The 21,182-nt window shown below is 60.2% G+C and carries 16 protein-coding genes and 3 tRNA genes; 8 read left to right on the top strand and 11 right to left on the bottom strand.

Features of this window, described 5'->3' with window-relative positions; all coding sequences use genetic code 11:
- Position 1: 1 nt before the first annotated feature.
- The 5 genes from gyrA (at position 2) to V5D86_RS07425 (ending at position 4,145) form a co-directional block, all read left to right on the top strand.
- On the top strand, positions 2–2,518 hold the full coding sequence (gene gyrA, locus V5D86_RS07445) for a DNA gyrase subunit A (protein WP_414596054.1): 2,517 nt from the start codon (positions 2–4) through the stop codon (positions 2,516–2,518).
- A gap of 72 nt (positions 2,519–2,590) precedes the next feature.
- A tRNA-Phe gene (locus V5D86_RS07440) sits at positions 2,591–2,666 on the top strand.
- Positions 2,667–2,700: 34 nt separating this feature from the next.
- Positions 2,701–2,883 (top strand): hypothetical protein, encoded by a 183-nt coding sequence (locus V5D86_RS07435; protein ID WP_414596053.1) that lies wholly within the window; start codon positions 2,701–2,703, stop codon positions 2,881–2,883.
- Complete coding sequence (locus V5D86_RS07430; protein ID WP_414596052.1) at positions 2,859–3,401, top strand: DUF531 family protein; 543 nt, start codon at positions 2,859–2,861, stop codon at positions 3,399–3,401. The genes V5D86_RS07435 and V5D86_RS07430 overlap by 25 nt, the downstream gene beginning before the upstream one ends.
- Positions 3,402–3,521: 120 nt before the next feature.
- Complete coding sequence (locus V5D86_RS07425) at positions 3,522–4,145, top strand: vWA domain-containing protein (RefSeq protein WP_414596051.1); 624 nt, start codon at positions 3,522–3,524, stop codon at positions 4,143–4,145.
- Positions 4,146–4,227: 82 nt separating this feature from the next.
- Here the strand turns inward: V5D86_RS07425 and purM are convergent, their stop codons facing one another.
- From purM to V5D86_RS07405, 4 genes are read right to left on the bottom strand one after another with little or no spacing between them, the layout of a single operon-like run.
- Positions 4,228–5,244, bottom strand: a complete 1,017-nt coding sequence (purM, locus tag V5D86_RS07420; protein ID WP_414596050.1) for a phosphoribosylformylglycinamidine cyclo-ligase — start codon at positions 5,242–5,244, stop codon at positions 4,228–4,230.
- Between the two features lie 51 nt (positions 5,245–5,295).
- Positions 5,296–6,651, bottom strand: a complete 1,356-nt coding sequence (locus V5D86_RS07415) for an MATE family efflux transporter (protein WP_414596049.1) — start codon at positions 6,649–6,651, stop codon at positions 5,296–5,298.
- A 1-nt stretch (position 6,652) separates the two neighbouring features.
- On the bottom strand, positions 6,653–7,981 hold the full coding sequence (locus V5D86_RS07410) for a replication-associated recombination protein A (RefSeq protein WP_414596048.1): 1,329 nt from the start codon (positions 7,979–7,981) through the stop codon (positions 6,653–6,655).
- A 26-nt stretch (positions 7,982–8,007) separates the two neighbouring features.
- On the bottom strand, positions 8,008–9,048 hold the full coding sequence (locus V5D86_RS07405; protein ID WP_414596047.1) for a tRNA dihydrouridine synthase: 1,041 nt from the start codon (positions 9,046–9,048) through the stop codon (positions 8,008–8,010).
- A gap of 99 nt (positions 9,049–9,147) precedes the next feature.
- Between V5D86_RS07405 and V5D86_RS07400 the strand changes: the two genes are divergently transcribed.
- Both V5D86_RS07400 and V5D86_RS07395 read left to right on the top strand, forming a co-directional pair.
- Complete coding sequence (locus tag V5D86_RS07400; protein WP_414596046.1) at positions 9,148–9,834, top strand: RlmE family RNA methyltransferase; 687 nt, start codon at positions 9,148–9,150, stop codon at positions 9,832–9,834.
- A 77-nt stretch (positions 9,835–9,911) separates the two neighbouring features.
- Entirely contained in the window at positions 9,912–10,532 is a 621-nt protein-coding gene (locus tag V5D86_RS07395; RefSeq protein ID WP_414596045.1) for a fumarylacetoacetate hydrolase family protein, read from the top strand.
- On the opposite strand, the gene V5D86_RS07390 is transcribed toward V5D86_RS07395, so the two are convergent.
- From V5D86_RS07390 to V5D86_RS07370, 5 genes are all read right to left on the bottom strand, one after another.
- On the bottom strand, positions 10,495–12,471 hold the full coding sequence (locus tag V5D86_RS07390) for an ATP-binding cassette domain-containing protein (protein ID WP_414596044.1): 1,977 nt from the start codon (positions 12,469–12,471) through the stop codon (positions 10,495–10,497). The two genes, V5D86_RS07395 and V5D86_RS07390, sit on opposite strands and share 38 nt — an antisense overlap.
- A 1-nt stretch (position 12,472) precedes the next feature.
- Positions 12,473–13,285, bottom strand: a complete 813-nt coding sequence (locus V5D86_RS07385; protein ID WP_414596043.1) for an ABC transporter permease — start codon at positions 13,283–13,285, stop codon at positions 12,473–12,475.
- On the bottom strand, positions 13,282–15,324 hold the full coding sequence (locus V5D86_RS07380; RefSeq protein ID WP_414596042.1) for a leucine-rich repeat protein: 2,043 nt from the start codon (positions 15,322–15,324) through the stop codon (positions 13,282–13,284). Before V5D86_RS07380 ends, V5D86_RS07385 begins: the two co-directional genes overlap by 4 nt.
- A 110-nt stretch (positions 15,325–15,434) precedes the next feature.
- A complete protein-coding gene (locus tag V5D86_RS07375) occupies positions 15,435–18,182 on the bottom strand; it encodes a DEAD/DEAH box helicase (protein ID WP_414596041.1) in 2,748 nt (915 codons plus the stop codon).
- Positions 18,183–18,231: 49 nt separating this feature from the next.
- Positions 18,232–19,461: a (Fe-S)-binding protein gene (locus tag V5D86_RS07370; RefSeq protein WP_414596040.1), complete on the bottom strand. Its 1,230-nt coding sequence runs from the start codon at positions 19,459–19,461 to the stop codon at positions 18,232–18,234.
- Positions 19,462–19,625: 164 nt separating this feature from the next.
- On the opposite strand from V5D86_RS07370, the gene V5D86_RS07365 reads away from it, so the two are divergent.
- A complete protein-coding gene (locus tag V5D86_RS07365; RefSeq protein WP_414596039.1) occupies positions 19,626–20,825 on the top strand; it encodes a hypothetical protein in 1,200 nt (399 codons plus the stop codon).
- An 11-nt stretch (positions 20,826–20,836) separates the two neighbouring features.
- Here V5D86_RS07365 and V5D86_RS07360 read toward each other — a convergent pair.
- Both V5D86_RS07360 and V5D86_RS07355 read right to left on the bottom strand, forming a co-directional pair.
- Positions 20,837–20,913: transfer RNA gene (locus V5D86_RS07360), tRNA-Ile, on the bottom strand.
- An 87-nt stretch (positions 20,914–21,000) separates the two neighbouring features.
- Positions 21,001–21,076 (bottom strand) — tRNA-Asn (locus V5D86_RS07355).
- Positions 21,077–21,182 lie beyond the last annotated feature (106 nt).

Raw genomic sequence — 21,182 nt, 5'->3', positions numbered from 1 at the left:
CATGGACGGAGAAAGGAAACTCATAATCCAGCCGATCGAGAAGGAGATGCAGCGCTCCTACATCGACTATTCGATGAGCGTCATCGTCGGCCGTGCCCTTCCTGATGTCCGCGACGGTCTGAAGCCCGTCCACAGGAAGATCATGTTCGCCATGAACAACCTCGGCCTCCAGTACAACCGTCCCCACAAGAAGTCCGCGACCGTGGTCGGAGAGGTCCTGGGAAAGTACCATCCCCACGGCGACTTCGCCGCGTACGAGGCGATGGTCAGGATGGCCCAGCCGTTCTCCCTGAGGTATTCGCTCGTGGACGGTCAGGGTAACTTCGGTTCGGTGGACGGGGACTCGGCGGCGGCCATGCGTTACACCGAGGCCAGGCTGTCGAAGATGGCCAGCGACCTGATGGCAGACATGGACAAGGACACCGTGGACATGGTGGACAACTACGACGGGTCCCTCAAGGAGCCCGCGGTCCTCCCGTCCAAGTTCCCCAACCTGCTCGTCAACGGTTCCGACGGTATCGCCGTCGGGATGGCCACCAAGATGCCCCCGCACAACCTCCGCGAGGTGTGCGACGCAATCGTGTACCAGATAGACAACCCCGATGCGACGATGGACGACCTGATGCAGTTCGTCAAGGGCCCGGACTTCCCCACAGGGGGCACGATATACGGGCTGTCCGGTATACGCTCCGCATACGAGACCGGACGCGGGAGGCTCAGGGTCCGCTCCAACACGCACGTGGAGGACATGGACAACGGCAAGGAGAGGATCATCGTCGACGAGATCCCCTACCAGGTCAACAAGTCCATGCTGATCGAGCAGATCGCCGAGCGCGTCAAGAACAAGGACATCGAGGGCATAACAGACCTGCGCGACGAGTCCGACCGTCACGGCATGCGCATAGTCATCGAGCTCCACCGCGACGCGATCGCGAACGTGGTCCTCGAGAACCTGTTCAAGAAGACCAACATGGAGGTCACGTACGGCATCATCAACATCGCCCTGGTGGACAACAAGCCGACCACCCTCAGCCTCAGGGCGCTCATCGGGCACTACATAGACCACAGGAAGACCGTGGTCACCCGGAGGACCCAGTACGACCTGGCCCAGGCCGAGAAGCGCTTCCACATACTGGAGGGGCTGATGAAGGCCCTGAACATGCTGGACGAGACCATCGCGCTGATCCGCTCGTCCGATGACGCGGAGTCGGCGAACCTCGGGCTGCAGGGCCTCCTGGGCATCGACTCCGACCAGGCGAAGGCCATCCTGGACATGAGACTCCAGAAGCTGACCGGGCTGGAGATCACCACCCTCAGGCAGGAGTACGAGGACCTCATCGTCACGATGGACGACCTGAAGGACATCCTCGCCCGTGAGGAGAGGGTCCTCGCCATCATCAAGTCCGAGCTCAGCGAGATGAGGGACACCTACGGGGACGACCGCAGGACCGTCATAGATCCCAACGCGATAGATTCCGACGAGGAGGACCTCATCCCCAGGGAGCAGGTCGTCATCACGATCTCGGCTGACAACTACATCAAGAGGATCCCGTTGAGCACATACCGTGCGCAGTCCCGCGGCGGGGTCGGCCTCACGGCCATGCAGACCAAGGAGGAAGACCACGTCGCATCCATGTTCGTGACCTCGTCCCACGACTACGTGATGTTCATCACCAACCACGGACGCCTGCACTGGCTCAAGGGCTACAGGATCCCCGAGGGGAGCAGGCAGTCCAAGGGCAAGCCAATCGTCAACATGCTGTCCGACCTGGAGGAGGGCGAGAAGGTCGTCAACACGATCTGCGCCTCCGGATTCCCGGACGACAGGTACCTGGTGTTCTGCACCCGCAGGGGACTGATCAAGAAGACCGCCCTCTCCGCGTACGGGAACGTCCGCGCCAGGGGCATCAAGGCGATCAAGCTGGAGGAGGGCGACGAGCTCATCGAGACCGCCATAACCGAGGGCGACGAGCAGATCATCATCGCGTCCGCCGACGGCCTCGCCGTCAGGTTCGACGAGAGCGATGCCCGCGCCATGGGGAGGGACACGATGGGTGTGAAGGGTATGACCCTGAATGCCGGCGATTCCGTCGTGTCGATGGCCGTCGTACGTCCCGGGGACCGTCTGCTGACCGTGTCCGAGAACGGATACGGGAAGATCTCCGACGTGGACGACTACCGCAAGACGCGTCGCGGAGGGAAGGGTGTCATCACCATCAAGACCGACGACAGGAACGGGAAGGTCGTCTCCGTCAGGAAGGTCAACGTCGGGGACCAGCTGATGCTAACTTCCGCATCGGGGAAGATCATCCGCATGAACACCGACGAGATCCGCGAGACCGGGCGCAACGCCAAGGGCGTCAGGATCATGGACCTCCGCGACAATGACAAGGTCGTGGCGGTGGAGCCGGTCATGACCGAGGAGCAGGAGGAGGAGATCGAGGCGGAGGCCGCCTCGGTCCCGGCCGCAACCGGCACGGAAACGTCCGGGAACGACGGTCAGGGACGTGACGAATGACCCCGAGAGGTCGGCGGACCGTGCCGACCTCTCAAAAACCTTATAAACAGGATGCCCTTAAGGGCGATTCACGCCGTGGTAACTCAGTTGGGAGAGTGCAAGACTGAAGATCTTGAAGTCGCTGGTTCGAGCCCGGCTCACGGCACCATGACTTTCTTCCATAACACTTTCAGGAGCTCCGCATGGAACCGGATCGCGTTTTCATAGACATCAAGACCTGCGACCTGACCCTTTCACAGGTGATGGCCGAGATGGTCCGTCTCCAGTCCGAGTATCCCGAGTACGAGATATTCATGGACGGCGACCGTTATGCGATCGCGGGGCGCAGGAGGACGAGACGATGGGACGCGGAAGGATCACGATAGGGCTCTACAATTCCTACGACCAGAACTTCAGGGAACCACACAGGCGCGTCATCGCCCGCGCGGGAGACTTGGCCAGGGCCTATGACATGGGACTCGCGCTCTTCGGCTTCCCGATCCCGGAGAACGCCCGTACGCCGAAGGAGATCGCCGAGTGGGTCGCAGGGACGACAACCATCGGGGGCAACGGCAAGAACTTCATGGAGATGGCGGAGGCCGGACGCTTCAATTGCTTCCCGTACCCCGGGAAGGGGTTCCCGCCGCAGCTCGGCGAGGTGATCCTCACGACCTGCAGGACCGATCCCAAGAAGCAGGTCTCCCTGGAGGAGACCGTCGGGATGGTCGAGAGGGGACAGAGCATAACGCTCCTGTTCGGCATCGGTCCGCACGGCGTCCCCAAGAACGTCATGTCGATCCCGAGATACAACCTGGACATAACGCCCGGGGGATTCTCCCTCGAGACTGCCACGGCCCTCGGCGCGGTCTGCGGTGCCCTCGGCGCAAGGCTGAATCTCATCTGATTCGTATCGAATCAACACATTCGTATCCGTTCTCATCGTTTTTATGGTGAAAACATTATATATGAAACGCAATCAGACAATTGATTGGATGTCTGCGCAGCATCCTTTCAAGGAGGGATCATGTCTGACAACGATGTTACAGAACTCGTCTTCATCCTCGACCGCAGCGGAAGTATGGACGCTCTCGCGGAGGACACGATCGGAGGGTACAATTCCCTCCTGAAGAAGCAGAAGGGGCTGCCGGGAAAGGCGATGGTGACCACCGTCCTCTTCGATGACAGTTATGAGGTCCTCTGCAACGGGGAGGATCTGAACAAGGTGGAGCCGTTGACGTCATCGGTCTATTATGCGCGCGGATGCACCGCATTGTTGGATGCGGTGGGCCGTACGCTCGTGGATGTGGATGCGAAGTACAAGAGGATGGCGGACTTCATGAGACCGTCCAAGACCATGGTCGTGATCATCACCGACGGCATGGAGAATTCCAGCAGGGAATACACCTACGATGCGGTGAAGAGGATGATCACCGCACGCAGGGGGATCGGATGGGAGTTTGTCTTCCTCGGAGCGAACATAGACGCCGAATCCGTTGCGGAGAGCATCGGGATCGACCGTAACCGTGCCGCGACATACTCCGCGAACGGTAGGGCCGTGAGAAGGTCCTACGATGTCGTCGAGAACATGGCCGCGCATGTCCGCTGCGATGAGAGCATCTCGGATGACTGGAAGGACTCGATCGAGTGACAAACATGGGACGCAGTCCCTTTCCTAACGCCTTCCGGCCCCGGTCTTGTGGAGAAATACAGGGGCCGAGGCCCCTTTGTGATCAATAGTGGTCGTACAGGATGTTGTCCGGTTCCAATAGGACGCCGGTCCCCTTCTCGACCCTTCCGACGATCTTGGCGTTGGAGCTCTCCTTGACGATCTCCTCGGCGTCATCGGCGGGTGCGACGATGGTGAATCCCATGCTCATGTTGAGGGTCTGGTAGATCTCCTGTGTGGTTATCTCGCCGATCTCCTGCAGCGCGGTGAATATGGGCGCGGGCCTGATGGGGTCGGAGATGATGTACTTCAATCCTTTCCTCATCCTGAGGATGTTCCTGAGTCCGCCGCCGGTGATGTCTATGAGTCCATGGACCTCGTGGTTCCTGGTGATGTCCAGGACCTGTCTGACATAGATCTCCGTGGGTGTGAGGAGTTCCAATCCGACGGTCTTGTCTACTCCGGGGACATGGTCCGTGAGCGCGATGTTGTTGCCTTCGAGGACCTTCCTGCATAGGGTGAGCCCATTGGAGTGCACTCCGGAGGACTCGAGTCCGATGATGAGATCCCCTTCGGCGCAGTTCTCCCCGGTGATGACCCTGTCCTTCTCGACGTATCCCATGCAGGTGCCGGACAGGTCCACTCCGTTGATGATCTCGGGCAGGACCGCGATCTCGCCCCCGACGATCTCCATATCGGACAGCTCGGCCCCTTTCTGGAGTCCCTTACCGATCTCCTCGGTTATGCGGGGGTTGGGCTTATCGATGGCGATGTAGTCCACGAACGACGTGGGTTCCGAATTGACGCAGATGGTGTCGTTGACGTTCATGGCGATGCAGTCGATTCCGACCGTGTCCCATTTGTCGAGCTCCTCCGCTATCATGAGCTTGGAACCGACCCCGTCGGTGGCAAGGGTGATGTACCTGTCGCCGAAGTCTATGAGGCTTGCGAAGAGTCCGGGGATGCGGACCATCTGTCCCAGTCCCGTCCTCTTGTAGCTGACCTCGTCCACCAGAGCCTTGATCGCCTCTGACTTCTGATCGATGTTAACTCCTGATTTGGCGTACGTCCATCCGCTCATCTGACTAACCGTCCTGAGCAATGCCGAGGGGGGATATTAGGATGTCCCCTCTCAGGCAGGCGTCCGGGTCTTCTTTTTGAACTCATACGCCGCGACGGCGATCATCGACAGTCCCCCGAACACCTCGGTTGCCAGGACGCTGTAGAACAGCGCGTCGAGCGATACGGTGTAGGAGAAGAACAGCATGACGACCAGGAACAGGTTCCTCAGGAACGCGAGAACCATGGACATCTGGGCCAGGCGCAGGGACTGCAGTATCGATGACCCGATGTCGATCAATCCCATGAACGGTATCACCAGGGCGTATATCCTCAGGACATGCGCGAGCATCGGACGGAGCTCGGCCATGGACTCCGACAGCGTGAACGGTATGACCGCATAGTCCGCGAAGACGAAGAGCAGTGCGGATATCACGACCATTATCGCCATCGTGAGCCTGACCGTGTACCTGTTCGCGACGGCCGCCCTTCCGACATCGTCCTGACCCAATGCCGCGGATGCGATGGGTATGAGCGCAGAGCCCGTCGCCTGGGACACGACCTGTGCCAGCGATACGAACCTCCACGGGCTGTTGTAGAGCAGGACCCCGACCGTTCCCGCACAGAGGACGACGAATATCCTCTGCACCATGGACATGAGGCTGATCAGGAAGGACTCCGTGGCCTTGGGGATGCCGACGAACAGGATTTCGCGGATCTGGTCTGGCTTGAACCTGAACCCTTTGAAGGACATGTTCAGGTACACGGTCCCCCTTGCGAACCACCACAGTCCGACCATCGTCGAGACTAGTGCGGATATGGACGTGGCCCAGCCTGCGCCCGCTATGCCCAGGTCCAGGCCGAACATGAATATCGGGTCCAGCGCGATGTTCAGCAGGGCGGCGACGAGTAGCATGACTGTGCTCCTCCTGGCCGCGCCCTCCGCCCTTAGTATCCCTGCCATGACCTCGCTCATGATTATGGGCATCCCAAGGATCACGATGGGGTCTATGTATTCCCTGCAGAGGTCCCTGACGTCATCGGCGCCCATGAATGATATCGAGAGGTCGATCAGGACATAGATGATCGGGATGGCGATCAAGGACACGATCGCCCCGGTGGCGATGGTCTGGGTCACCAGGCTGTCCGCGGTGTCCTTCTCCCCTCTGCCCAGATGCCTGGCTATGGCAGTGGACGCTCCCACCCCCAGTCCGGTCCCTATCCCTGCGATTATCCAGTATATCGGTGCGATCGTCGACACGGCGGAGTTGGGCGCCACGCCCAGGAGGGAGCACCATGTGGTGTCGGCGAAACTGTTCAGCTGCACCACCAGGAACGAGACTATGAGCGGACCCGACATCGCCAGGATGGCCTTCTTCGGGTCACCCAGCATCACCTTGAGGTCCCTGGTGGCTTCGGCCGTGCTCATCTCAGTCCTTCTTGGAGTACTTCCCGATTCTCTCCAGCCACATCCTGATCCCGCGCTCGTATCCGTTGTCGGACGGTACGTAGAATCTCCTGTCCTTCAGCTCATCGGGGAGGTACTGTTGCTCTACGTAATGATTCCCGTAGTCATGCGGGTATCTGTATGTCACGCCTCTGCCGAGGTCCTTCGCACCGGAGTAGTGGGAGTCCCTCAGATGCAGGGGGACCCCGCCGGTCGGCTCCGTCCTGACGGAGTCCATGGCATCGAATATCGCCTTGCAGGCGGAGTTGCTCTTGGGGGCGCAGGCGACATACGACGCCGCCTGGGACAGGATGATCTGGGACTCCGGCATGCCTATGCGCTCGACCGCCTCGGACGCGGCGACGGCCACGACCAGCGCCTGTGGGTCCGCATTCCCTACATCCTCTGCGGCACAGATCATTATCCTGCGTGCGATGAACTTCACATCCTCTCCCGCATAGAGCATCCTCGCGAGATAGTACACGGCAGCATCCGGGTCCGACCCGCGCATGCTCTTGATGAATGCGGACACGGTGTCGTAGTGGTTGTCCCCGTCCTTGTCGTAGTTCAGGACGCGTCTCTGGATGCATTCCGCGGCGATGTCCTTGGTGATGACGATGGCGCCGTCCTCGCCCGGGGAGGTCGTGAGGGCACCCAGCTCCAGGGCGTTCAGCGCGGCGCGGGCGTCGCCGTTGGCCATGTCGGACAGGAACGATATCGCGTCCTCGTCCACCCTCACGTCCATCTTCCCCAGGCCGCGTTCATCCATGATGGCCCTTCTGAGGAGCTTTTCCAGACCCGTCTGGGTCAGCGGTCTGAGCTCGAACACCCTGGACCGGGACACCAGTGCGCGGTTGACCTCGAAATATGGGTTCTCGGTGGTCGCGCCGATCAACGTGAGTGTCCCATCCTCCACGAACGGGAGCAGGAAGTCCTGTTGGGCCTTGTTGAAGCGATGGATCTCGTCGACGAAGAGGATGGTCTTCCTTTCGTCCATGCCGAGGGCATCCTTGGCCTTCTGCACGGCCTCCTCCATGTCCTTCTTGCCTGCGGTCGTCGCATTGATCTGCACGAACCGGGCGTGGGTGGTGTTGGCGATGACCTGCGCCAGGGTGGTCTTCCCGGTGCCGGGGGGCCCGTAGAAGATCAGGGATCCGATGCGGTCCGCGCGTATCGCCCGGGAAAGAAGTCTGTCCGGACCGATGATGTGCTCCTGGCCGACGACCTCGTCAAGGGTCCGGGGGCGCATCCTGCTCGCGAGAGGGGCCTCCCTCTCCAGCATGTTCTTGCGGGTTATCTCGAACAGGTCCATCTGACAGGTGTAGCGAGAGCGTGATATTAAGCAGGTTTCATCGCCGTTCGGTCCTCCAGACGGAGGCCGGTGCCTTCGCATCTGCGCCGTTCGTCGCCTAGCTCGTCGGCCATCCTCACGACGAATCCACGCATCCCCTCGTAGTCCGTCCCCGGGTCGGTCACCGCCCTGCGGTACTCGCGGCTGTATCTGCATCCCGCCAGGAACTTCGGGACGAGGCTCCTGAGCCTTGCAAGGCCCATCTTGTCGCCTAGCTCGTCGATGGTCATGTCCATGAGGTGGAGGCACCATTCGGACTGCTCCCTCATCGTCGGGTCAGGGAGCTCGATCCCGCGGTCCAGGAGACTGTTGACCTGTGCGATCAGGAACGGGTTGCCGACGCCTCCGCGGGCGATCATGATCCCTTCCGCATCCGTGACCTCGATGGCTCTGAGCGCGTCGTCCGCCGAGTAGATGTCCCCGGACACGATCAGGGGGACGGGGATCTCCCTGCCAAGGTTCCTGATGAATTCCGGTCTGGACCTGCCGGCATAGCGCTGGTCCACCGTCCTGGCATGCACCGTGACGGCATCCACGTCCGCCTTCAGCAGCTCGTCTATGACCTCTCTGAAGTTCATCGTCTCATCCGTCCCGCCAAGACGGATCTTGGCCGTGACCGGGACGTCTACGGCATCCTTCACGGCCTTCACGACATCCCCGCACTTGCGCGGGTCCCTCATCAGCGCCGATCCGGATCCGCTGCGGATGACCTTCGGGACCGGACATCCCATATTGACATCCACGAAGAGAAGGTCCGGATTAATCTCCATGGCCTTCGCAGCCCCCTTGGCCACGATGTCAGGCTCCCCGCCAAAGACCTGGACGCCGGTCGGGCACCCCTTGGGGGAGGAGACGAACCTCTCGGATGCGACCGGGTCGTGGAGCAGGCCCTTGGACGAGACCATCTCGGTCACGGCCACGGCCGGACCGAAGCCGGCCATGAACTCCCTGTAGCTCCTGGACGTGAACCCCGACATGGGTCCCAGGACGGTCCTGCTGTCGAATCTGATCCTACCGATGCTCCACATCCGAAGGTGCGATGGCCACACCGTAATTATGGCTACCGTTCCGCCATCCGCGGGGCGCTACCCAAAAGATAGATATCCGCAACATTCATGGAGGTCACCATGGCCGATCTGCATGACCGTTGGGTGTCCGAGAGGAGGAACGAGCACTACTACAAGCTCGCCAAGAAGCTGAACTACCGCTCCAGGGCATCCTTCAAGCTCATCCAGATCGACAACCGTTTCGGCATCTTCAAGGAGGGGGACCGCGTCGTCGACCTCGGGGCCTGCCCGGGAGGATGGCTCCAGGTGGCTCAGGAGCGCACATGGCCGAACGGGAAGGTCATCGGGGTGGATCTCAGGTACATCAAACCGATCGAGGGCGTCGAGACCTTCATCGGCGACATAACCGAGGATTCCACCATGATCGAGCTCATGGACAGGTTCGGAGGCAAGGCGGATGTCGTCCTGTCCGACATGGCCCCGAACATAGCCGGCCAATACTCCATGGACCATGCGAGGTCCATCAATCTGTGCATGTTCGCTGTCGACGTGTGCGACCGTGTCCTGAAGAAAGAGGGGAAGCTCGTGATGAAGGTGTTCATGGGCGACCTCTTCCAGTCACTCATGGATGAGCTGAAGCCAAGGTTCCAGTCCGTCAAGGTCCATTCCCCGGATGCATCCAGGCCCACTTCCTCCGAGGTGTATGTCGTCTGCCAGGGGTATTACGGCAGGTCCGGGAAGACGCTGAAGAAGCCGGAAGTGGAAGAGAAGAAGCCCGATTTCGTCGCGAAGGGCGGGAACTTCTGACCCGGATGTCCGATGTCCCAGGCCCGTTGTCGGGCGGCAACGCTCATTTGATATCGGCGATCACGGATTGACCGCACATGAAGTGCGGCAAGATCGTCTGCATAGGATGGAACTACTGTTCTCACGTCAATGAGCTCGGATCTTCCCTGCCGAAGGTCCCTACCGTGTTCCTGAAGCCGTCCAGCTGCATCGTCGGGGACAGAGACGAGATCGTCATCCCGGAGGGCGTGACGAACGTCCAGCACGAGATCGAGCTCGCACTGGTCTTCGGGAGACGCTGCAAGGGCGCATCCGAGGAGGATGCGTTGTCCTATGTCTCGCATGTCGCCGTCTTCAACGACGTGTCCGCCAGGGACATGCAGTCCCAGGCCCGTTCCGAAGGGAACTCATGGGACCTCAGCAAGGGAATGGACACATTCGGGCCGATGTCCGAGCCCGTGTCCGTGGGCTCTGTCGGCGACCTGCAGGACCTCGACCTGGAACTGACCGTGAACGGCGAGGTAAGGCAGAGCGGCAATACCCGCGACATGATCTTCCCGATACCTGCTCTGATATCCTATGTCACAGGTTACATGACGATGGACGAGGGGGACATCCTCATAACCGGCACCCCGGAGGGAGTCTCGGAGATCAGGCCGGGGGATGTCGTCACGGCCACGGTCAAAGGCGTCGGTTCGGTGACCAACAGGGTCGTCTGATCGATCGGTTCCCGTCATTCCCGTTCGCAGAGCGGTTGGCTTTGGCGGCCTTGCGCCTGTCCTTCCGCCTCTCCCATCTCTCCACCATCGCCTTGGCATCCTTGTTGCCGAGCATCGCGGCAGTTCTGACATTGGAGCGGTACATCTCTGTGTCCGGTTCGACGTAGATCCCGTCCTTGTACATCATGGCCAGGGCCAGGGTGGCCTCCGCATCTCCTGACGCTGCCAGCTCGGAGAACAGTCTGAACGCCTTTTCAGGATCCTTCCGGAGGGATTCGTCCTTCATCAGGGACGTCCTGACGGGCCCGGCCCTCGCCTGACGGATCTGCCTCGCCGCTCTCCTGTTGGATGTGATCGCCGCCATGTCGTACAGTTCATCGGCAGTCATGTCGAATCCCGATCCCGGTGCTTCGACCGCCTTTGCAGCTGAGATGATCTGGTCCACTATACAGGAGCAGGCGTAAATCCGGTACCATTCGCGTGCGGAATCCATGTCCTTGTCGGTGCCGATCCCTTCGCGGTACATGTCCGCCACCTTGCATTGTGCATTGCGGTCCCCGTTCTCGGCCGCCATGAGATAGAACTCGAAAGAATGCGCGGTGTCACGTCTGACCGCATCCCCATCCATGAACATCTGCGCCAGTTGCGTCTGCGACCGTGTGTGTCCCTTCCTTGCAACGTCCTCCATGATGGATACGGCCCTGTCCATGGACCGGGGTACGCCCGTGCCGCGAAGGTGCATCTGTGCCAGTTGATGGCCTGCATCCAGGCTTCCGTGGGCATACGCATCCTCCAACAGCTGCAGTGCTTTGGCAACGTCCATGCCGCCTGTACCGGCCCTCAGCAGGAGCAGGGCATGGTTGTACTTCAGGAACGGGCCGTATCTACCGTCCAGGCCATCATACAACCCGTCGAGTCTGCGGATATCCTCGATCATCCCGCCTTCGAGAACAGCGTGTCTGCGGGCCGCATCGGCGTCCCTGAGGGATGCCGCAGAGGCGTAATGACGGACGGCCTCTTCGACATCCCCCTCGGACAGGCGGATGTCCCCGTACTCGCGCATCGCAGGGGCGCACCCTCCCTTGGAGGCCCTCTGGAGGTATTCACGGTATGAGGTCTCATCGCCGTCGCGATAGAGGAGTGTGTGCCCATGGCGATATTCCGCATCGGCTACCCCTGCATGGGCCATCTTCTCGATGACATCGTCGCTTTCGGACATGAAGAACCTGTATGAGGAGCACACCGTTGTCGGGTCCCCGTCCATCCTCACCTTCCCCGATTCGAGCCAGACCACTCTGTCGCAGAGGGTCTCTATGGTCCTCATGTTGTGGGAGGTGAGGACCACGGTCTTACCGGCATCCTTCATCCTTCTGAAATGTCCCTTGGACTTCATCGAGAACGTGAGGTCGCCGACGCTCATTATCTCGTCAACGATCATGATCTCCGCATCCACGCACATCATGACCGAGAATGCCAGGCGGGCGTTCATTCCGGACGAGTATGTCTTCACGGGGCTGTCTATGAACGTTCCAAGCTCCGAGTATTCGATTATCCTGTCTACGGCCTCGGTGGTCTCATTCCGCCCCATCCCGTAGTATCCGCATTTCAGCGCTATGTTCTCCCTTCCGGAGAGGTCCTGGTGGAAGCCCATGCCGAGCTCCAGTATGCTCGCGACCTTCCCGTCCATGCGTATGGAACCCTCGTCGGGTTCCAATATCCCGGTCAGAAGCTTCAGAAAGGTGCTCTTCCCAGCCCCATTGCCGCCGATGATGCCCAGGATCCCGCCTTTGCCCACCGACAGGTCCATGCCGTCTATGACCCTGTGTTCCGCGGTCTTCCGACCGCTCAGGACACGACGGTCTCCATCGGGGTCCGCGATCCTGAACGACTTCACCAGTCCTTCGACCTCTATCGCCCGATCAGACATATGGTCCCGCATCTCACAGCACCTCCGCGAATCTTCCCTTCAGGCGGTTGAATACGAACAGGCCGACCAGGAATATCGCCGCCGAGAACAGTATGCACATCAGAACGGTCTCGGGCTGGGGCAGGCGACCGTAGTATACGAGCGCATGGAAGCATTCGACGTAGTATGTCACGGGATTTATCGCCAGGAGCGTGGACATGATCCCGCTGACGGATTCTGCCGCGAACATGACCGGTGTCACCCAGAACATTACCCTGGCCATGCTGTTTATCAGGAACTGGAAGTCGCGGAAGTACACCGCCAGGGAGGATACGATGAGCATCGTACCCGCCACGAAGACCGCGGACAGGTAGATCACGGGGACACTGTACAGCATGCAGCGCAGGGGCACATCGTGTCCGGTCATCAGGACCACGATGAGCATGATGGCGTAGGATATCGAGAGCGATATCAGGGAGTCGATGAGTTGCGCCATGACCACCAATTCCCTCGGGAACGCCATCTTCTTGACCATCCCCGATCTGGACAGGATGGCCGTAGATCCCCTGGAGGGACCGTTCCTGAAGAACATGAACGGGATCAGTCCGGACACGATGAACACCCAATAGTCCGGGTCCAGATACGTGCGGAGGGATGTGAACAGGACGTAGATGAGCACGACCGTAATCGCCGGTGCCACTATGTGCCACAGCAGTCCGATCTTGGTGCTCTGGTATCTCCCTTTGAGGTCCCTTATGACCATGGAGCGAAGGAACGGGATGTTGTCCCTGATGTTACGGAAGGACTGTCTCAGTCCGATGATCCCTTCAACGGAGTTGAGGCTCATGTCCTTCTCCTGGAGAATAGCATCACGGATGTCACCAGGGCGAACAGCGTGACGGCTATGCCGAGGGCGATGCTCACGGTATCGTCACGTTCGACATCCTTGTTGAGCTCCACGGTCGTGTTGACATCGTATGCCGATTCCGGGATCTGCAGTCCGGAAGGCCCGCGGATCTCGAGCGTCGCCTGGCGGATGTCGTTGCCTACGCAGAGGGACATGACGTCGAATTGCACATCCGCCCTGTAGAATGTCAGACTTATGTCGTAGCATCCGTAGATGGCAAGGCTCTGGATGTGCCCTATGGCTTCGGGTACGCGGTATTCCCCGACCATTCCCGAAGGTATCTGGATGAGGGTGCTGCCGCTCTTGTCGGTGAGGACGCCGTTCGCCGATGAGTATTTGGGATTCCCCTCCTCCACGTCGATGGCCATCAGACCGTAGCACATGGAGAACGCATATGGTTCGATCGCCTCGGTCTCCGCCGGGACGAAATACACCTTCTCGGACTTGCCGCCCGGGAATTGGACGAGGGTCTTGCCGTCCTCGGTGAAGAGCACGCCGTCCTCGGACATGTAGTGCCTGTTGGCCCATTCCACATGGATGGATCCCAGGGACGAGCATCCGAGGAACGCAGACTGTCCTATGCTCGACACCGCGGCCGGGATTATTATCGTGGACAGTCCCTCGCAGTGTTCGAACGCGTAGGGGCCTATCGCGGACAGGCTGTGCGGAAGGGCGATGTTCTCTATCGCAGATTGGCTGAACGCTCCAGATTCCATGTTCAGCACACCCTCGGGCAGTGTCACCGTCCGAAGGGCTGATCCCGAGAACGCATGGCTCCCGATCGTTTTCACCCCGGACGGGACAGTGTAGTCCTCGGCGTCGTTGCCGAGGGGGTATTGGACGAATCTACCGTCCAGGGTACCGATCAGCGACCCCTGTTCCGAGTGGAACGATTGGTTGGCAGGGTCCACGTCTATCGACTGGAGGCTCCGGCATCCGGTGAACACGGACTCCCCTATCGCGAACACGTTGGCAGGTATGATGATGTCCGTCATGGCCGAGCAGTATGAGAATGCACCGTCCATGATCATCGTCAGGGACCCAGGCAGGGTCACACCCGTCAGGGACGGGCACTCGCCGAACATGTCCGCCGTTATGACCGTGAGGCCTTCGCCCAGTACGACGTCCGTGAGCGAAGGGCATTGGTAGAACAGCATGTCGCCGACATCCATCAGTGACCCGGGTACGGTGACGGAGCGCAGGGATTCGTTGTTCGAGAATGCCATGTGCCCTATGACGGCAAGGTCGGATGGAAGGTCGAGGCCCAACAGGGACCGGCAGTCGGACATCGCCGAATCCCCGATCTGTACCACGCTCCCCGGTATGTCTATCGAGACAAGGTTCGAAGCTCCCTGGAACGCACCGTTCGATATGAACAATGCACCGGCGGGGACCGCATAGGATGTGGCAGGAGAGGCCACCGGATATCTGACCAGAGACCGATCGCGCATGTCATACAGGGCACCGGATTCGGAGCTGTAGTTCGGATTGGATGGCCCCACGGAGATGGTATGGAGATGGTCCGTGTTGCCGAACACAGCATCTCCCAGGGTCTCCAACGTGGATGGCAACGATACTTGCCTGAGGCCGGTGTTTGCGAACGCGTACGATTGTATCGATACGAGCCCCTCTCCAAGCTCGGCCGTTGTCAACGATGTGCATCCTTCGAACGCGCCTCCGCCTATGGTGCGGATCCCGGTCACGGTGACGGACCGCAGTCCCGTATCGCCAGAGAACGCGCCTTCCTCGATGGAGATGACGTCGTACGACACGCCATCATGCGTCACGACATCCGTCAGGACCAGGTCTCTGATCCCGTCGCCCCCGGTCACGGTGACTTCCGCAGGTCCCGTCTGCGAATATCCCACGCCATCCACCGTGAAAGCGTCCTCTGATGCGGATACCGGCAAGGAGACGATGAGCGTCATCGCAATCAAGCTCGCGGATAGGACAAGCATGTGTCCGTATCTCGGGGTCATGGTAATCGGATGCGCTCGTTCGAGATAAAATGAATTCCGTCCCGTGCGGTCCGTCGACCGGTTCCGTACGGTATCTCGCAGCATGCCTGTAGATGGTTCGGGTTCCCGGGTCAGTCCCAGAACCTCTTGTTCTTGGCATAGAGGATCTCGGCATTCATTATGTCGCGATAGAAGTCGTCCTCGTCGACATGGATGCTCCTCAGGATCCTGGACGCGGCATCCGGGCCTATGCCCCTGCCTGCCAGGCAGATCACCGCACGCTTCCCGTGCTCGTTCACGAGGTTCGCGTTCCTGGACAGGCGGAGACGGTCCTTCCTCTCCTGCTCGGACAGCTCCTGGTGCTTCACGAGCTTTATGTTCTCCCTCTCGTACCCTTTCAGGACGGCGATCATGTTCCCCCCGCAATGGGGGCATACGAACCTCTTCGGCGCATCCTCCACCCTGAACCTGGTCTGAGACCCGCAGTTCAGGCAGGAGGCGAAAAGGGTCTCGCCCTCCAGTCTCTTCTTCAGGGCCATCAGTATGGAGTGGTCCGCACGCACCGGCTGCATGAGCTCCTTGGACCTGGTTATCCCCTCGAGGCCTATGGACGATATCCCTCCGGGGACGACCTCTATGTCGCCGGACGACATCATAGAGACCACCTTCTCGGTGTTCGGTATGTCCAGGTCCTCCCACAGGACCTTGCTGACGGCCTCGCGGTATGCAGGGGTGTCCCTGTGCAGGTCGAACAGTCTGCTGAAGTTCATGAAGCGGTGGTCCGCATTCTTCTCGATGATCCCGAACTTCTTGGCCACGAACACGAACCTCCATCTGAGGAAGGACGAGTTAAGTATGGTCATCCTCGACAGCGCCTCTATGGTCCCAGGTTTCACCGATGTGATGGTCTGGACGATGTCGTCGCGCTTCATGTTGCGGGGCAGTTCGAGTATTATCCTGTACGGGTCGGCCGTCATTCCGACGGATTCCCCGAAACGGGCGGTCAGGAGTGCCGAGTATATCTTCCCGAGGGTCTCGTTCACCCTGCTCCCGAAGCAGCAGTTGACTATCGCGAGACGGTCCCCGACCTCGATCGTGACCCTCTTGTCGGTCGGCATGGCATAGCGTTCGTCCTGGTCGTCGAGGTACTTCCTCACCACCGAGACGCATCCGTCGTCGCACGGATAGTCGGAGAAGTTCCTCAGCCTGCGCATCCTGCCCACCTCCATGGCGACCTCATAGGGGACGGGGATGTCCGAACCGACCCAGTTGGGCACGGACCCGACCTCTCTGGCCTCCTCCACGAGGAGCTCGTCCTCGCGCATCTCCACGATCCGCCACGTGCGTCCCTTGGCGATGAACATGGCGTACTCCTCGGCGAACGATGCGACGAAGCTCTCGTCCAGGGTCCCGATTATCGCCCTGGTCCCGATGTCGCGCACGAGATAGCTGCGCTCATCGGGTATCATCGAGATGTTCTCGTAGAAGTACGACATCCCCTTGCGGCTCCTCTTGAACGTGTCACCTTCGTCCACGAACACCAGCTTGATGGACCGGAGCTGTTCCAGGACCTCTCCGATCTCCTGTCTGGATATGTCCCTGAAAGGCCATGCGCCCGAGAATATGCGGAACGCGGTGTCCATGTCCGTCTGTCCGGACATGGTCATGGCTATCAGCTGGTTGGCGACGACGGAAAGCGGGCACGGGCGCCCCTCCCAGAACTCCAACTCCTTCGAGTCGCATCTCCGGGCTATGACCATCGCTTCTGCGACCTCGTCCGGTGCAGTCGCCAGGATCCTCGCGCGTATCTTCTCCCCTACGCGGTGTCCGGCCCTCCCGGCCCTCTGGATCATGCGCGAGACCTGCCTCGGCGAGTTGTATTGGATGACCATGTCCGTGGACCCGACGTCGATCCCGAGCTCCAGGGACGATGTGCAGATCAGCGCTCTGAGGTCCTCCCTCTTGAAACGGTCCTCCACCTCCATCCTCGTCTCCTTGGAGAGGGACCCGTGATGGACCTCTATCGGGAACGATTCGTCCCATAGGTGATAGCGCGCCGATAGCCACTCTGCGGTCTCCCTCGTATTGACGAAGAACAGTGTGGACTGTCCCGCCTCGATTATCCTCCTGGCATGTGCCATGACCCCGATTATGTCCGCATCCCCCTGCAGGCGGTCGATGATCTTCGGGTCGTCCATCGCGGGCGGGCTCTCCACATGGATGTCGAACTCGCGGAACGTGTCGTGCTTCCTGATCTCCACCCGTCTCCTGGGGCCAACCAGGAAGTTGGCGACGTGCTGGGGGTCCCCGACCGTTGCCGAGAGGCCGATCCTCTGGTATTCCCCTGCCACCAGGGCCAGTCTCTCGAGTGCGACGCTCAGCTGGGCCCCGCGTTCGGTGTTGGAGAGCTCATGGATCTCGTCGATGACCACCCATTCGACGGCCTTCAGGTGCTGCAGGAGTCTCTTCCCCGTGAACAGGACCTGCAGTGTCTCGGGGGTGGTGATAAGGATCTCGGGCGGATGCTGGGACTGTGCGTTCCTCTCGGCCTGGGACGTGTCCCCGTGCCTCACGCCCACGGTTATGCCCAGCGCCTTCCCGTATTCCTCCATCCTCCGGAGCATGTCCCTGTTCAGGGCGCGCAGAGGGGTGATGTATATGCACCTGAAACCTGTCCTGCTGCCCTTTGTCGAACGGATGGTGTTCAGTATGGGGAGCATCGCGGCTTCCGTCTTCCCTATGCCGGTGGGTGCCACCAGCAGGATGTTCCCTCCCTTCAGGATGCGCGGTATGACGTCCGCCTGCGGCGGGGTGGGCTCGGTGATGCCCCTCTCATTCAACGCCGACACGAGTTCGGGGCAGAGGTCTGGAAAGGGCATGTGAGAATGAGAAATGGTGCCGGGGGCATCCCCCGGCTTTTGATTCAGATCACTCTGCGGGCTTGGGCTCCGCCTGTTTGGGGGCGGTGACCTCGAGGAGGACCTGGGACAGGTCCATGACCTTGATGCTGGATCCGCACTTCTTGGCCCCCTGGGTCAGGTTGAGGACGCAGAACGGGCAGCAGGTGATGAGCACGTCGGCCCCCGTCTCCTCGGCATCGTGGATCCTCTCGACGGCGACAGCGGTGGCGAAGTCGTTGAACTGGCTCTTGTATCCTCCGCCTGCTCCGCAGCACCTGGAGTTCTCCCTGGACCTCTCCATCTCGACGAACTCGATCCCCTTGATCTTCTTGATGACGTTCCTGGGGGAGTCGTAGACCCCGGAGTGCCTTCCGAGGTGGCAGGGGTCGTGGTAGGTGACCTTGTGGTTGAACTCGTTGTTCAGGGGAAGCTTCCTGTCGTTGATCAGCTGCTCGACGTACTGGGAGAAGTGGTAGACGTTCTGACCGACCTTGGAGTAGTACTTTCCGAAGTCGGAGCTGACGGTCTTGTAGCATCCGGAGCAGGTCATGACCATGTCCTTCGCGCCCATCCCGTCCGCCTTCTCGACGACGGTCTCGGCGCATCCGAGGGATGCATCGTGGTTCCCGGTCCTTATGAGGGGCGACGAGCAGCACCACTCCTTCTCGCCGAGGCAGTTCATCTTGACGCCGGCACGGGACAGGACGGTGACTCCCGCCTGTGCGATGTGCTGCATCCTGTACGATCCGGTGCATCCGGCGAAGAATATGACGTCGGGGACCTTGGCCCTCTCGACATCCGCGGGCCACCATGCGTCCCTCTTGGCGGGGGACTCCCCATAGGGGTTGTGGTACTTGCGGACCTTCTCGGCCATCCCCTTGTGCGCGGAGAGGGGTCCGGCACCGTTCTTGACGATCCAGGCCCTCATGTCCTCCCAGAAGTCCACGAGGTGGATCTTCGCGTGGCAGACGACCTCACAGTTCCCGCATCCAGTGCACTTGTACATGGCATCGACGAACTCGGGGCTGAGGGTGACCTCCCTTCCGAGGAGCGCGTCCATGGCACCGACTCCGGAGACGTCGAGCTGTTTGACGTAGTAGATCTTTCCCCTGGGGGTGACGGACTCCCACGGCGTCTGGTTGTGCGCTTCGCACACATCGATGCAGTATCCGCACTGAAGGCATGCGGTCAGGACTTTCTGTACACGAGGGAGTCTGATGAACTCCGGTGATTTGATGTCGATCTTGATTTCAGGCACGAATCTTTCCTCCGTGTTCTCCGGTGGCTCCAAGGCCACCCTTTGGTGTGTCCAGAGTGCGTTCGTATTTAATCATTGACGGATGGGACGGGGGTTTCGGTGCCATGATGGTATCAGTTAATGAGATGGAATGAGATTATATCTGTGTGTGGCGTTGTATGTCCATGGATGCTCCTGGGCTGTACGACGATTGGACGGGGAACGTCGTGAACAATCTGAACATCAGGTCCCTGGACCTGGGTGCCATCCGGGCGGCCCGGGCCGTGTTCCGCGAGAGGTTCCCCGACCGGGCGGCCGAGAGCCAGGACTGGGACGATCAGACCTTCCTCACGCGTGCCGGGGTCTTCAAGAGGGGAAAGGTGACCGTGGCATCGCTGATCCTGATGGGGAAGAAGGATGTGGGGTATCTCCCTCAGACCGTATCCCTGCGCTGGAGGCTCGTGGACCAGGAGGGGAACGTCCAGGATTCGAGGACGTTCGCCGGACCTATGCTGCTGGCCTCCTCGCAGGCGGTGTCCATGGTCCGCAACTGGACCTGCACGATAGGGTCCGGGGACGATGTCAGGCATGTCAGCGCGTATCGCAACGCCTCCCTGTTGGAGGCGGTCCGCAACGCCATCGCCCATCAGGACTACGCGCTCGGCGGGACCGTGGACATAGTCGAGAGGGAGGCCGAGTCCGTTACCGTGGTCAGCAGGGGATCGTTCCCGCCCAGGTCGCCGGAGTCGTTCATCGCCGGTGCTCCGCAGCCACGTCCTGTCAGGAATCAGTTCCTGGTCGGGGCCATGGCCGGTCTGGGGGTCATCCCGGCATCGGGCACGGGCATCCGTTCGATGTACGTCTCCCAGGCATCCCGCAGGTTCTCTATGCCCGACTTCGACATCCTGGACGATCGCGTGGCCGTCCGGTTCTCGGGCATCAGGGCAGGGGCGTACTTCAGGGTCCTGGACCTAAGGGAGGACCTGGATTTGAGGACGATAATGGACCTGGACCGTCTGTCCCGGCAGAGATTCGTGCCGGAGAAGAGGATCAGGTCCCTCGTGAGGCGGAGTCTCGTGGAGGTGGTCGGAGGCGTTCCTTGCATAGCCTCGGGTGCCGGACAGGATGTGCTGTCCGCGTTCGTCACCGGAACGGAGGAGGATTCGGTTCTGTCCCTTCTGGACAGGAACGGCTCCGTCACGAGGGCCGACGTCGCGGACATCCTCTCGGCCAGGGACTCCAAGGAGCTGTCGCCCGAACAGTTGCGTGTGAAGGCGACGAATCTTCTTCAGACCATGAGGAAGAAGGGGCTGATCGAGAAGGCGGACGGGAACACGAAGTCCGCGAGGTACGTCCGTTCGGGATCGGATGACGCTCACAGTTGATGTCAGAAGGATGGTGGGCCCGGCCGGATTTGAACCGACGGCCATCTGGTTATGAGCCAGACGCTCTACCTGCCTAAGCTACGAGCCCGATGTTCCCTCCCAATGCAGAGGACCATAAAAACATGTCGGATGATCGAAGGCCGAACATGATGGGTGTGCAGTTGAAAAGAAGAAATGGCGCCGCCACACGGATTTGAACCGAGGACCTTGTGATTAACAGTCACACGCTCTACCTGCTGAGCTACGGCGGCTTGTAGGATTGCGTGAATGAGGGGCTTATATAAAAAACTTTCCTATCAGTATAGTGTGTTTCCTAATTCCTCGATTCTGTAATTCAATCTGGTTGTTTCTTCAAAA

Origin of the sequence: Candidatus Methanoprimaticola sp. MG2, from assembly GCF_047501175.1 — an archaeon.
In the GTDB taxonomy this organism is placed as follows: domain Archaea; phylum Thermoplasmatota; class Thermoplasmata; order Methanomassiliicoccales; family Methanomethylophilaceae; genus Methanoprimaticola.
The sequence above is the reverse complement of the archived record's forward strand: the minus strand, read 5'-3'. Positions and strand labels throughout refer to the sequence as shown.